Raw genomic sequence first — 12,879 nt, forward strand, 5'->3', positions numbered from 1 at the left:
TCTGGCACGATTCCCATACTGAGATGGTGGGGAGGATTTGCCGGGTAGCAGTAGGCGGCGGAACGGAGTTTTCGAGCGGCGAATGACTGAAAAACTCATCAAGATGTCCGTGACGACGCGGATCAGAAACAATTTCCTGGCCGGCCTGATTATCTGCGCACCGATCGCCATCACGCTCTGGCTGACCTGGTCCGTCGTTCATTGGGCCGATAGCTGGGTTCGCCCCTATATTCCCGCGCGCTATGATCCCGAAAGCTATCTGAACTTCGCCGTTCCGGGGACCGGCCTGGTGATCGCGATGATCTTCATCACGATCGTTGGTTTCCTCGCCAAGAACCTGATTGGCCAGAGCATCGTCCGCTTCGGGGAGTCGATCGTCAACCGCGTGCCGCTGGTGCGGACCATATATAAGAGCGTCAAGCAGATCTTCGAGACTGTGCTGAAAGAGCAGGGCACATCCTTCAAGAAGGTCGGGCTGATCGAATATCCAAGCCCGGGCCTCTGGTCGATGGTTTTCATATCGACCGATGCCAAAGGGGAGATCGCCTCGAAATTCAATGCCATGGGGCAGGACATGGTGGCGGTCTTCCTGCCGCCGACACCTGTGCCCACGGCCGGCTTTCTGGTTTTCGTGCCACGCGAAAAGATCACGGTGCTCGACATGAGCCCGGAGGATGGCGCCAAACTGCTGATCTCGGGCGGACTTGTATCGCCCGAATACAAGGAAGAGCTCGTCGCGGCAAAGGGGCTGCCCAGGCCCGTTCAGATAAAATCGCTGACTTAGAAACGCTCCCGTTCCTGTCGTAGGTTGCCTGGCCTCGCGTATCGCGCGAACTGTCATGTCTCTATCATATTGACGCCTTAGATCGTCCTACGGGACAGGCAATCGGATGCATCTCATCAAACATTCGGAGTTTCGACCCCGGCTGTTGTTCTTCGACGCAGCTTGAGAGCGGGTCGGAGATGGATCTCATTGTCTCCATACGTATTTTCACTGGAGGATATTGTCTTGAAATATATGCATTCGAAGAGCTTGCCGCTGTTGTCGGCCGCGCTGGCCATATTTGTTTTTTCTGCACCGGTCGCGGCGCTTGCTGATAATTCCATCGCAGTCCAGGGCGTGACGCTCGTCAACAAGGGACGTGTCGCCGTCGGTCGTATCCCCGCCAATCTGCGCGACAAGTTCGGCGAAACCTTCGGCTCCGGTTCGGGCATGTCGATCGACACCAAGAGCTGGGTTCGCAATGCCGACGGCACCTATAAGGGTTCGCTCTGGCTGCTGCCGGACCGCGGCTATAATGTCGCCGGCACCACCGATTATCGCGGACGTCTCAACATCATCGATATCAAGCTGACGCCGGTTGCTCCCGGGGCGACGCCGCCGGCCGGCCAGGAACAGTCGGGCGTCGAGGCCAAGCTCGCGGATACTCTGCTTTTGAAAGACAACAAGGGCAACGAAACCACCGGCCTCGACCCCGCCAACGGCGTTCGCCAGGCAGAAAGCGGTATGCCGCTTTTGCCGCAGGCACCGAGCGGCAAGATCTCGCTCGATAACGAAGCTATTGCTCGGCTGCCCGACGGTTCGATGTTCATCAGTGACGAATACGGTCCCTACATCTATCGCTTCTCGGCAGACGGGCGCATGATCTCGGCCACGGCGCCGCCGGCGGCGTTTCTGCCGATGCGCAACGGCGCCGTGAATTTCTCCTCGAACAATCCCGGTCCCGGTGAAGCCGCGCCCGATCCGAAGGATCCGACCAGCGGTCGCCAAAATAATCAGGGCTTCGAGGGGATGTCCCTGACGCCGGACGGCAAGTTCCTGATCGTCGTGCTTCAGTCCGCGACCCGCCAGGACGGTGGCGATTCCAGCTCTACCAGGCAGAATACACGCGCCCTGGTCTATGATGCCGCCGATCTCGACCATCTGAAACTGGTGCACGAATATGTCGTGCCTTTGCCTGTCTTTACCAATGAAAAGGGCAAGACGGCCGTCGCCGCGCAAAGCGAAATCGTGGCACTCTCACCGACAAGCTTCCTGATGCTGGCGCGCGACAGCAACAATGGTTATGGCCAGAAGGGCGATAAGTCGCTCTATCGTAGCATCGTTGCCGTCGATGTGTCCGCTGCCACCGATATTGCCGGCGGCAAGTTCGACGGCGACACGGCTGTCGCGCCAAAGGGCGTTCTTGATCCCTCCGTCAAGCCGGCTGTCGTCAGCCAGTTCATCGACATCAACGACAGCGCCGATCTTGCGCGCTTCGGTCTGCACAATGGCGCGCCGAACGACCGTAACAACCTCTCGGAAAAGTGGGAGGCCATGTCGATCGTCAGCGTTCAGGATCCGAAGCTGCCCGACGACTACTTCCTGTTCGTTGCCAATGATAACGACTTCATCACCCAGGACGGTTTCCAGGTCGGAGCCGCCTACAAGGATGAAAGCGGTGCCGATGTCGACACCATGTTCCAGGTGTTCCAGGTCACCATTCCCGGCCTCGCCGCAAAGTAATGTCGTGAGAGACAGGGATGGACGCGGCTAACGCGTCCATCCGCTCACCCCGCTCGCAGGAACCGGATCGCCTCGTCGCGACGGAAGAGATAGAGCAGGGTGCGTACCGCACTGCCACGCTCGCTGGTGAGCTCCGGATCGCGCTCAATGAGATAGGCGGCATCCTTGCGGGCAATTTCCAGAAGATCGGCATGGGCTTCCAGGCTGGCGATGCGGAAGCCTGGTGTTCCGGACTGGCGCGTGCCGAGAAGCTCGCCTTCGCCGCGCAGCTTCAAATCCTCCTCGGCAATGCGGAAGCCGTCTTCCGTCTCGCGCATGATCGACAGCCGCGCATGCCCAGTTTCACCAAGGGGGCCTTTGTAGAGCAGGATACAGGTCGAGGCTTCGGCACCGCGACCGACACGTCCGCGCAATTGGTGAAGCTGCGCTAGGCCAAAGCGCTCGGCATGTTCGATGACCATGATGGTCGCGTCCGGCACGTCGACACCCACTTCGACGACGGTCGTGGCCACAAGCAGGCGGATCTCGCCATTCTTGAAGGCCATCATCACGGCGTCTTTTTCCGGGCCGCTCATCCGGCCATGGATGAGGCCAATGCCAGGCCCGAGCGCTCTCGTCAGCGTCTCGTAACGCTCTTCGACCGACATTAAATCGGATTCTTCAGATTCTTCCACAAGTGGGCATATCCAATAGGCTTTTTTACCCTCAGATAGCGCGCTTCTCAGGCGCGCGACGATATCGCCGGTTCGTTCATTCGGAATGGTGATCGTTTGGATCGGCTTGCGTCCCGCCGGCTTCTCGGTGAGCTTCGAAACGTCCATATCGCCGAAGGCGGCGAGCACAAGCGTTCGCGGTATGGGCGTCGCGGTCATCACGAGCATATGCGGCGAGATGCCCTTCGCGGTCAGGCGCAGGCGTTGGTGAACGCCGAAGCGGTGCTGCTCGTCGACCACAGCCAGCATGAGGTTGGTATAGGCGACGCTGTCCTGGAAGAGAGCATGCGTGCCGATGATGATCTGTGCTTCCCCGGAAGCAATGCGCTCGAGGATCGCATCCCGCTCGCGTCCCTTTGTGCGGCCTGTGAGAACTTCGACGGAAAGGTTTGCACTCGCTGCGAATTTTGAAATCGTTGCATGATGCTGACGCGCCAGGATTTCGGTCGGTGCCATCAACACGGCCTGGCCGCCGCTTTCGATCACGGCGGCAATCGCCATCAGTGCCACTAGCGTCTTTCCCGCACCGACATCGCCTTGCAGCAGCCGAAGCATGCGCTCGGTGCCGGCCATATCCTTCAGAATATCGGCAACCGCATCACGCTGGCTGTTCGTCATCGAGAAGGGCAGGGATTCCAGTATTTTGCGGCTGATTTCTCCAGTTGCATGCACCGGTTGTCCCACAACCTTGCGCAGCCTTTGGCGCACGAGAGAGAGCGACAATTGCCCCGCCAGGAATTCATCATAGGCAAGCCGGCGGCGCGCGGGAGATTGCGGATCGATATCGGCCGCATCTCTCGGCGCATGCAGCATGTGGAAGCTATCGGAGATCGAGGGAAAGCCCTGCTTTTGAGTAAGGGCTATATCATCCCACTCAGGCAACTGCGGAATGCGCGGCAGCGCCGCCTCGATGGTCTTGCGCAGGAACTTCGGCGTGAGGCCGGCGGTTAGCGGATAGACCGGTTCGACCAGCGGCAGGTTTTCCGCTTCACTCTCGCGCATGATGTAATCCGGATGCACCATGGACGGGCGGCCGTTGAACCAGTCGACCTTGCCGCTGACGGTGACGGTTTCATCGATCGGCAGCTGCTTTTCGAGCCATTGTGCCTTGCCCCGGAAGAAGACCAGCGCCAATTCTCCGGTCTCGTCGTGCAGATAGACGCGATAGGGAACGTTGCTACGCGCATTCGGCGGCGGCTGATGACGGTCGACACGGCCGGTAATGGTGACGATGGCGCCCTGCGGCGCCCTCGCGATACCGGGCTGCTCGCGTCGGTCGATGATCGAATGCGGCGCGTGGAAAATGAGGTCGATGACCCGACAATCGTCGATCGTTTCGCGGTCGAGCAGCTTTACCAGCAGCTTGGATACCTTCGGCCCGACGCCGGGCAGCGAAGAGATGGAGGCAAACAGCGGGTCGAGGATAGCGGGACGCATGGCCGGCAAAATGCGACGGGCAGGGCGCATTTGGCAAGGGGCAGCGGAAAACTCGATCCCTTTGAGCCCGACACTCCCCGGAAAATTGCATCGCAAGTGCTTTTTTCTTAAAAACCGGTTCCCACCTGTGAGCGCTGGTTTTATAGAGACGCATCAACATAAAGGTGTTTTTGATGACTGGGCTGACCCTCAGCAGTGCCGATCTCGATCCTCGCCGTCGGCGCATCCTTTTCCGTTGCTGGCATCGCGGCATCCGCGAGATGGATCTGGTCTTCGGCCAGTTTGCCGATAATGAGCTGCCAGGCCTTTCCGAGGCCGATCTCGACGAGCTTGAGCGCATCATGGCTGAAGAGGACAACGATCTCCTCAAATGGATTCTCGGCAGCCAGCCGACGCCGCAGCATTTGCAGACGCCTCTCTTTGAGCGCTTGGCCTCCTACAAGCCCGATTTCGAAGAGATCGCCGAAAGGTTCGGATTGACGAAATGATCCCCGGTTTCGACGCGAAGAAGCTGCTCGCCGCCAGCGAGCCGATGACGATCGGTCATGTTCCGGCTGGCCTGGAGCCGTTCCTGATTGCCGAAATGGCAAAGGCCGGCCAACCGATTGCCTATGTCATGTCTGACGGCCAGCACATGGCCGATGTCGAACAGATGCTCGGCTTCATCGCGCCCGAAATCCCGGTACTCACCCTGCCGGCCTGGGATTGCCTTCCCTACGACCGCGTTTCCCCAAGCTCCGACACCTCGGCGCGGCGCTTGGCGGCTTTGTCCGGCCTGATCGCGCATCATCGCAAGCCGCATGCAGCCATCGTGCTGGTGACCGTCAACGCCATGCTGCAGAAGGTGGCACCGCAAGATATTATCGAGAGCCTGGCGTTCTCGGCCCGTCCCGGCAATCAGGTCCGGATGGACGACATCGCGGCCCGCCTGGAGCGCAACGGTTTCGATCGCGTCGCAACGGTACGTGAGGTCGGTGAATATGCGGTGCGCGGCGGCATTCTCGACGTCTTCGTTCCCGGCACGGAAGAGCCGGTGCGCCTGGATTTCTTCGGCGATACGTTGGAAAGCATCCGTAGCTTCGATCCGGCAAACCAGCGTACAACTGGGCAGGTGCGTTCGCTCGATCTCAATCCGATGAGCGAAGTGACGCTGACGCCGGATACGATCAGCCGCTTCCGCAAGAGCTATCTCTCCGCCTTTGGCGCCGCTACGCGCGATGATGCGCTCTATCTCGCCGTATCCGAAGGTCGGCGATACGCCGGTATGGAACATTGGCTGCCGCTCTTCTATGAGAAGCTTGAGACGGTTTTCGACTATCTCAAGGGCTTCCGCTTGGTCACGGATCACACCGTGCGCGAGGCGGCCGAGGAGCGCTCCAAGCTCGTCTTCGATTATTACGATGCCCGCCTGAATTCCGGCCAGCAGACCAAGGGACAGATGGCGCAGGGCACGCCCTATAAACCGGTCACGCCGGGTCAGCTCTATCTCGATGGCAAGGCCTTCGGCAATGCGCTCGACGCCTTCGGCGCCATCCGCATCTCGCCCTTCAACGAACACGAGGGTGAAGCGCGTCGCGTCATCGAGCTTGATGCCCGTCAGGGCCCACGCTGGGCACGCTCCGCCACCGATGGCGCCGACAGCGAGCGCATCAACGTCTTTGACGCCGTGGTCAAGCATATCGCTGACAAGCGGGCGGCAGGTGGCAAGGTGCTCATCTCCGCCTGGACCGAAGGCTCGCTCGATCGACTCCTGCAGGTGCTCTCCGAACATGGGCTGGCACGCGTCAAGACGGTCGAGGCTTTCAAGGACCTTGACGGCCTGGCGAAGGGTGAGGCGGCTGCCGCCGTGCTCAGCCTCGAAGCCGGTTTCGAGGCCGGTGATCTCATCGTCATCGGCGAGCAGGATATTCTCGGCGACCGCATGGTGCGCCGTTCCAAGCGCCGAAAGCGCGCCGCCGACTTCATCTCGGAAGTGGCAGGCTTGGACGAAGGCTCGATTGTCGTTCACGCCGAGCATGGCATCGGCCGTTTCGTTGGCCTCAGGACCATCGAGGCCGCCGGCGCGCCGCATGCCTGCCTTGAGCTGCAATATGCCGACGATGCCAAACTGTTCCTGCCGGTCGAAAACATCGATCTGCTCTCGCGCTTTGGCGGCGAGGGCACCGAGGCGCAGCTTGACAAGCTCGGCGGCGGCGCATGGCAGATGCGCAAGGCGAAGCTCAAGAAGCGCCTTCTGGATATCGCTGGTGACTTGATCCGTGTTGCGGCCGAGCGCCTGACGCGCCATGCGCCGGTGCTGACCTCACCCGAAGGGCTCTACGACGAATTCGCCGCGCGCTTCCCCTATGATGAGACCGACGACCAGATGAACGCCATCGAGGCGGTGCGCGAGGATCTTGGTGCCGGCCGGCCGATGGACCGCCTCGTCTGCGGCGACGTCGGTTTCGGCAAGACGGAAGTGGCGCTTCGCGCAGCCTTCGTCGCTGCCATGAACGGCGTGCAGGTCGCTGTCGTCGTGCCGACGACCCTGCTTGCCCGGCAGCATTTCAAGACCTTCTCCGAGCGTTTCCGCGGCCTGCCGATCCGCGTGCAGCAGGCATCCCGCCTGGTGGGCGCCAAGGATCTGGCGCTGACCAAGAAGGAAGTGGCGGAAGGCAAGACCGATATCGTCGTCGGCACGCATGCACTGCTCGGCGCCGGCATCCAGTTTGCCAATCTCGGCCTGCTCATTATCGATGAAGAGCAGCATTTCGGCGTGAAGCACAAAGAGCGTCTGAAGGAACTGAAGAGCGACGTGCATGTGCTGACGCTTTCGGCGACGCCGATCCCGCGCACGCTGCAGCTGGCGATGACGGGTGTGCGCGAACTGTCGCTCATCACCACGCCGCCGGTCGACCGCATGGCCGTGCGCACCTTCATCTCGCCTTTCGATTCGCTCGTGATCCGCGAAACGCTGATGCGCGAGCATTATCGCGGCGGTCAGAGCTTCTATGTCTGTCCGCGTCTCGCCGATCTTGCCGATATCCACGCCTTCCTGCAATCCGATGTGCCGGAGCTGAAGGTGGCGGTCGCGCACGGCCAGATGCCGGCCGGCGAGCTGGAAGACATCATGAACGCCTTCTATGAAGGCCGCTATGACGTGCTGCTCTCAACGACCATCGTCGAATCCGGCCTCGACGTGCCGACGGCCAATACGCTGATCGTCCACCGCGCCGATATGTTCGGCCTTGCCCAGCTCTATCAGCTGCGCGGCCGCGTCGGTCGCTCCAAGGTCCGCGCCTTTGCGCTCTTCACCCTGCCGGTCAACAAGGTACTGACGACGACGGCGGAGCGCCGGCTCAAGGTGCTGCAGTCTCTGGACACGCTCGGTGCCGGCTTCCAGCTGGCAAGCCACGATCTCGACATCCGCGGCGCCGGCAATCTGCTCGGCGAGGAGCAGTCAGGCCATATCAAGGAAGTGGGTTTCGAGCTCTACCAGCAGATGCTCGAAGAGGCTGTCGCCGAGGTCAAGGGCGTCGATGAGATCCAGGATACCGGCTGGTCGCCGCAGATCTCCGTCGGCACGCCTGTCATGATTCCCGACGACTACGTGCCGGACCTGCATCTGCGCATGGCGCTCTATCGCCGCCTCGGCGAGATTACCGAGCTGAAAGAAATCGACAGTTTCGGTGCCGAAATGATCGATCGTTTCGGCCCCTTGCCGATGGAGGTGCAGCATCTCCTCAAGATCGTCTACATCAAGTCGCTCTGCCGCATCGCCAATGTCGAGAAGCTCGACGCCGGCCCGAAGGGCGTCGTCGTTCAGTTCCGCAACAAGGAATTCCCCAACCCCGCCAACCTCGTCGGCTACATCGCCAAGCAGGGCACAATGGCCAAGATCCGCCCCGATCAGAGCGTCTTCCTGACCCGCGATCTGCCGACACCGGAGAAGCGACTGCAAGGCGCGGCTGTGGTCATGACGCAGCTGGCGGAGCTGGCGAAGTAGTTATTCCGCTTACAGCGATCCAGCAAAGGATGCTGCGGCCAATAGTATGCCTGTAAGAATATTCGCCAGAAACAGCCGGTAATTGACCTCGGGGCGTGAAAGATCGAGGCGCCAGGTCTGCCAGCCGAGATGCACGGCTATGACGAGCATTCCGACCACATAGGGCAATGACATGCCCGTCAGCCAACCACCGGCGGACCATGCAGCGACGGCAATGGCATAGAACAAGCCGATACATGCCTTGCCGCGCGAGCCGAACAGGATGGCGGTCGATTTCAAGCCCAGTCGCGTATCGTCGCGAACGTCGACATAGGCGTAGACGGTATCGTAGCCGATCTGCCAGGCGATAGCCCCCAGCCACATCAGAACGGCCCCGACCGGAATTGTGCCTGTGACTTCCGACCAGGCCATCAGCATCCCCCAGTTGAATGCCGCGCCGAGAATAGCCTGGGGCCAATAAGTGAAGCGCTTGCAGAGCGGATAGACAAAGACAAGCGGTAGAACGCAGATGGCGATAACGCGTGTGTAGGGTGTCAGGAAGAGGAGGAGCGAAGCGGCCAATGCGAGTTCCACCGCCAGGAATATGAGTGCCTGGGGCACGCCGATCTGTCCGCTCGCCAATGGCCGAAAGCGTGTGCGCTCGACATGCCCATCAAACTTTCGATCGGCAATGTCATTGACGGTCGAGCCTGCGCTTCTCATCAACAATGCGCCCAACGAGAAGATGGCCAGCTGTCTGAGTTCTGGAAAACCGTGTGATGCTTGGATGAGCGCTGCCCAGCAGGGAAAAAGCGTGAGCCAAATGCCAACGGGCCGGTCCAGCCGCGCAAGTCGCGTGTAGGGTCTCAACGCCGCGGGCAAACGGCGGTCCACCCAGTCTCCCAGTGTTATATCGCTCAGATCGGGGCGGGTGGAAACGTTCATCATCGAAATCCGCGGTTTCATCGACGAAGAAAAATAGCGACTTCCCCACATCTCGCAACGGCTGGAAGTGCGGCTGCGTCAATCTAGCTTTGAGGCCACGTCCGGCTCGCGACGGCTATTTTCCGCTGCGGGCCGAAATCCGACCATACCCTCAAGCCGCCTGCGGCTTACGCTTCTCCCCAGCATCTGGAATGCGCGCGATGACCTTGATCTCAAAATCGAAGCCCGCCAGCCAGTTGACGCCAACCGCCGTCCAGTTCGGATAGGGCTTTTCGGTGAAGATCCGGTTCTTGACGGTCATGATAGCGCCGAACTGCCGCTCCGGATCGGTGTGAAACGTGGTGACATCGATGATGTCGTCGAAGGTGCAGCCTGCGGCTTCCAAGGTTGCTCTCAGATTGTCGAAGGCGAGTTCGACCTGTTTTTCGAAATCCGGCTCTGGGCTTCCATCCGCACGGCTACCGACTTGACCGGAGACGAACAGCAGGTCGCCGGAACGGATTGCGGCGGAATAGCCGTGCTCCTCATAAAGCGCATGTCTGTTCTTCGGGAAAATTGCATTGCGTGTCGTCATGGTGTCGGCTCTCATTCGCGTTGATCTGAAAAGATGGGAAGGACGCAAGCTCGCGCGAGGCTTCCAAACCGCCGTCTCGTTTGATATACGGTGCGTATGTGAAATATTGATATGCGCGACGTATGTCAATATTTCAAATACGAAACGTATATGAAATTTGAGAGTGATATGGCAAAGCGCCTGGAAACAATGGAAGAAAATCGCACCAAGCTGATTGCCGCTGCGCGGAAAGCTTTCGCGGAGAAAGGGTTTGCGGCGGCTTCAATGGATGAGTTGACGGCGGATGTCGGTCTGACGAGGGGCGCGCTCTACCACAATTTCGGCGACAAGCGCGGATTACTCGCCGCAGTCGTCGATCAGATCGACAATGAGATGGCGCTGCGGGCGAAGGAGATCGGCGCACAGGCGGACGGTGACTGGCAAGGACTGCTTGCGGAAGGCGAGGCCTACATCAAGATGGCGCTCGATCCGGAGGTCCAGCGCATCGTCCTGCTCGACGGGCCGGCTGTTTTGGGCGATCCCTCGAAATGGCCAAGTCAGAATAGCTGCCTCGCGGGGACCCGGCAGACGGTGTCAAAGCTTCTGGAACAAGAGGTGGTCAAACCGGTCGATGCCGAGGCGGCAGCCCGGCTCATTTCCGGCGCAGCGCTGAATGCCGCTCTCTGGGTTGCTGCCAGCGATAATCCGACGGAGGTGCTGCCCAAGGCGATAGAGGCCTTCCGGACGATGGCTTCGGGACTGCTGGCAAAGACCTGATGCCGGTTATGGCTCAGCTGCTTCCGCGATGGGCGATTCGCGGAAGCCCTCGCGGCTCTGATCGAAAAGCGGAAGCCCGTTTAGTTCATCCCCGCGCGCTTCCGCCTTCATCTTGGCGATATCGCACAGCGCACCGGCAGGCATGTCCGGCGTCTTGGCACCGCTGACGGCATATTGCTGATCTTTTGAGCGGCCTCAATTTTGCTGATAATGAGGTCCCGCATAAGTAACGCCGTAGGCTCCGGTCATTCGCTCGATATGCGCAAAGCCGAGTTCGCCCAGGTGCATACCGGCGATCAACAGCCGCTCCGAGCTGACGAGATCCAATAGCCTTGATCGCGTCGATGCTGCCAGATGTGGATCCTGATCAAAGGCGATCGATACATCCGGTCGTGCAATCTGGATCGAGGGAAAGTGGACAATATCTCCCCAGACCAACAGATTCTTGCCGTCGGAATTGAGACGATAGCCCGTGTGCCCCGGGGTATGGCCGGGAAGTGGCTCCGCAGTGATGCCGGGAAGCACCTCACCGGCATCGAAAGAGCGCAGCCTGCCGTGATAGCCGTCGAACGCTCGACGCGCGAGGAGAAAGTTGCCGCGGGCGCGCTCCGGCGCTCGGCTCAAATTGCCGTCATCCTGCCAGAAGGCGATTTCGCGATTGTGGACAACAAGCTCGGCGTTCGGGAAGGTGGCGTCTCCGCAAGCGTTCATCAGCCCTCCGATATGATCCGGATGGGCATGTGTCAGCAGGATCGTGTCGATATCCAGAGGCTGGATGCCGGCCAGAGCGAGATTGGTTTCCAGCCGGCCACCCCATTGTTTGAAACCGCCCGCTCCCGCGTCGATCAGGGCCGTGCGGCCGCCACTACGCACCATGTAGCAGTTGATATGAATCGAGGCGGGATCCTCGATCCTCGTCTTCGCCTGCATTCGAGAAGCATCTGTCGGGTCGATATTCGAGAGAAGGTCGAGGCTGGCAGCAAGGTAGCCGTCGCTGATGGCGGTAATTGTTAAGTCGCCAACCTGCTGGCTGGGAAACGCTGGATTAGTCATTGTTATCTCCAACCAGCCGCTCAGTTTCGCGCGTAGAGGCATGCGGCTCCATAGCCGAAGCAACGGATGCGCGCGGTGAGGGCGAGCTTATATTTGATGGCGTCATCCAGGCCTTGCATGAAGCGATCCATGACCGCCGGCGCGCGAAAGGGTTCAAGGCGATATCGGATGTCTGCAAAGACCTGATGCCCTCGGCCGGAGCGGACAGCGACATAGATGACATGCACGTTGGCCAATGCAGCTCGAAGGATGCCCGTGCAAAGTTCGGTGCATTGCTCCGTGAGATCGGCAAGTGCTTCGTCGCCCGGCATGCTTTCTGCGGGGATGAAGATTGTGACGTTCGGCATCAGAACCTACCGCGCTGTCTCGGAGGCGGCATTCTTGCCACTCGTCAATTGTGTCGTCATCGGTTCGTAGACATGAACATCCCCGGGAAGATGCCGAATGTCTGCAATCGCGGAGCGCTTCACCTTGGCGAGCCAACGGTGCTCCGGGAGCTTCTCCATTGCCACCGCATGCATTGCGGACGGGGTGAGGTCTAGGCGGGTGAGGGGCTCGGGGCCATGGGCGCTTAGCACCAGATATTCGTCTTCACCGATTGCCGGCGCTCGCTCGATGCCATCATAAAGGTTTCGGTGCCAATCAGTGATGTGCTGCTGCCAGCGCGCAAAATTTCCACCACCCTTTTGGCGATATTCCTCACCCGTCAGAATATCGAGGCCATCGATCGAATGCATGGCAAGATAAACCGGGCAACCGCGTCTGATTGCCTTAAAGCGCTGCGAGGTGTGAAAGCCACTCACCGAAATCAGGGCTGGGAGCTTATCCAGGCTATAGAAGTCGTTCCACTCCGTTTCGCTGGCTGGATCGGCAAAGCTGCATTCTACCGTGTAGATCATCGTATCACCTTTAACTGCAAGCACCGGCTTTC

Annotated in this window: 11 protein-coding genes and 1 pseudogene; 5 read left to right on the top strand and 7 right to left on the bottom strand. The window is 60.0% G+C overall.

Annotation, left to right across the window (positions count from 1 at the left end; all coding sequences use genetic code 11):
* Window positions 1–82: 82 nt before the first annotated feature.
* A complete protein-coding gene (locus tag FBZ97_RS16695) occupies window positions 83–784 on the top strand; it encodes a DUF502 domain-containing protein (RefSeq protein ID WP_145320107.1) in 702 nt (233 codons plus the stop codon).
* Window positions 785–1,018: 234 nt separating this feature from the next.
* Window positions 1,019–2,506 (top strand): esterase-like activity of phytase family protein, encoded by a 1,488-nt coding sequence (locus FBZ97_RS16700; RefSeq protein WP_246661785.1) that lies wholly within the window; start codon window positions 1,019–1,021, stop codon window positions 2,504–2,506.
* Window positions 2,507–2,550: 44 nt separating this feature from the next.
* Here FBZ97_RS16700 and recG read toward each other — a convergent pair whose 3' ends face one another.
* Window positions 2,551–4,656, bottom strand: a complete 2,106-nt coding sequence (gene recG / locus FBZ97_RS16705; protein WP_145320103.1) for an ATP-dependent DNA helicase RecG — start codon at window positions 4,654–4,656, stop codon at window positions 2,551–2,553.
* Window positions 4,657–4,829: 173 nt separating this feature from the next.
* On the opposite strand from recG, the gene FBZ97_RS16710 reads away from it, so the two are divergent.
* Entirely contained in the window at window positions 4,830–5,144 is a 315-nt protein-coding gene (locus tag FBZ97_RS16710; protein WP_113333761.1) for a succinate dehydrogenase assembly factor 2, read from the top strand.
* Window positions 5,141–8,641, top strand: a complete 3,501-nt coding sequence (mfd, locus tag FBZ97_RS16715) for a transcription-repair coupling factor (RefSeq protein ID WP_145320101.1) — start codon at window positions 5,141–5,143, stop codon at window positions 8,639–8,641. The genes FBZ97_RS16710 and mfd overlap by 4 nt, the downstream gene beginning before the upstream one ends.
* 9 nt (window positions 8,642–8,650) lie before the next feature.
* Here mfd and ubiA read toward each other — a convergent pair whose 3' ends face one another.
* Together ubiA and FBZ97_RS16725 are read right to left on the bottom strand one after the other, a co-directional pair.
* Window positions 8,651–9,565 (bottom strand): 4-hydroxybenzoate octaprenyltransferase, encoded by a 915-nt coding sequence (gene ubiA, locus FBZ97_RS16720; RefSeq protein WP_145320930.1) that lies wholly within the window; start codon window positions 9,563–9,565, stop codon window positions 8,651–8,653.
* Between the two features lie 151 nt (window positions 9,566–9,716).
* Window positions 9,717–10,139 (bottom strand): RidA family protein, encoded by a 423-nt coding sequence (locus FBZ97_RS16725; RefSeq protein WP_113352679.1) that lies wholly within the window; start codon window positions 10,137–10,139, stop codon window positions 9,717–9,719.
* A 168-nt stretch (window positions 10,140–10,307) separates the two neighbouring features.
* Here FBZ97_RS16725 and FBZ97_RS16730 point away from each other — a divergent pair, with 168 nt between their 5' ends.
* Window positions 10,308–10,895 carry a TetR/AcrR family transcriptional regulator gene (locus tag FBZ97_RS16730; protein ID WP_113333764.1) on the top strand — a complete coding sequence of 196 codons (588 nt, stop codon included), beginning with the start codon at window positions 10,308–10,310 and terminating at the stop codon, window positions 10,893–10,895.
* Window positions 10,896–10,988: 93 nt separating this feature from the next.
* Here FBZ97_RS16730 and FBZ97_RS16735 read toward each other — a convergent pair.
* The 4 genes and pseudogenes from FBZ97_RS16735 to FBZ97_RS16750 all read right to left on the bottom strand — a co-directional run.
* Window positions 10,989–11,116: pseudogene (locus tag FBZ97_RS16735) on the bottom strand (disulfide bond formation protein DsbA); the annotation flags it as partial.
* Window positions 11,091–11,948, bottom strand: a complete 858-nt coding sequence (locus FBZ97_RS16740) for an MBL fold metallo-hydrolase (protein WP_145320099.1) — start codon at window positions 11,946–11,948, stop codon at window positions 11,091–11,093. The pseudogene FBZ97_RS16735 and the gene FBZ97_RS16740, both read right to left, overlap by 26 nt.
* Window positions 11,949–11,968: 20 nt before the next feature.
* Entirely contained in the window at window positions 11,969–12,295 is a 327-nt protein-coding gene (locus FBZ97_RS16745; protein WP_145320097.1) for a hypothetical protein, read from the bottom strand.
* 6 nt (window positions 12,296–12,301) lie between these two features.
* Entirely contained in the window at window positions 12,302–12,847 is a 546-nt protein-coding gene (locus FBZ97_RS16750; RefSeq protein ID WP_145320095.1) for a sugar ABC transporter, read from the bottom strand.
* Window positions 12,848–12,879 lie beyond the last annotated feature (32 nt).

This window comes from Rhizobium sp. ERR 942 (assembly GCF_007828395.1).
Lineage (GTDB): Bacteria > Pseudomonadota > Alphaproteobacteria > Rhizobiales > Rhizobiaceae > Rhizobium > Rhizobium dioscoreae.

Excerpts from the sequence above, each read along its gene's own strand:
- FBZ97_RS16695 (WP_145320107.1), top strand. The coding sequence starts at position 83 with ATGACTGAAAAACTCATCAAGATGTCCGTGACGACGCGGATCAGAAAC.
- FBZ97_RS16700 (WP_246661785.1), top strand. The coding sequence starts at position 1,019 with ATGCATTCGAAGAGCTTGCCGCTGTTGTCGGCCGCGCTGGCCATATTT.
- recG (WP_145320103.1), bottom strand. The coding sequence starts at position 4,656 with ATGCGTCCCGCTATCCTCGACCCGCTGTTTGCCTCCATCTCTTCGCTG.
- FBZ97_RS16710 (WP_113333761.1), top strand. The coding sequence starts at position 4,830 with ATGACTGGGCTGACCCTCAGCAGTGCCGATCTCGATCCTCGCCGTCGG.
- mfd (WP_145320101.1), top strand. The coding sequence starts at position 5,141 with ATGATCCCCGGTTTCGACGCGAAGAAGCTGCTCGCCGCCAGCGAGCCG.
- ubiA (WP_145320930.1), bottom strand. The coding sequence starts at position 9,565 with ATGAACGTTTCCACCCGCCCCGATCTGAGCGATATAACACTGGGAGAC.
- FBZ97_RS16725 (WP_113352679.1), bottom strand. The coding sequence starts at position 10,139 with ATGACGACACGCAATGCAATTTTCCCGAAGAACAGACATGCGCTTTAT.
- FBZ97_RS16730 (WP_113333764.1), top strand. The coding sequence starts at position 10,308 with ATGGCAAAGCGCCTGGAAACAATGGAAGAAAATCGCACCAAGCTGATT.
- FBZ97_RS16740 (WP_145320099.1), bottom strand. The coding sequence starts at position 11,948 with ATGACTAATCCAGCGTTTCCCAGCCAGCAGGTTGGCGACTTAACAATT.
- FBZ97_RS16745 (WP_145320097.1), bottom strand. The coding sequence starts at position 12,295 with ATGCCGAACGTCACAATCTTCATCCCCGCAGAAAGCATGCCGGGCGAC.
- FBZ97_RS16750 (WP_145320095.1), bottom strand. The coding sequence starts at position 12,847 with ATGATCTACACGGTAGAATGCAGCTTTGCCGATCCAGCCAGCGAAACG.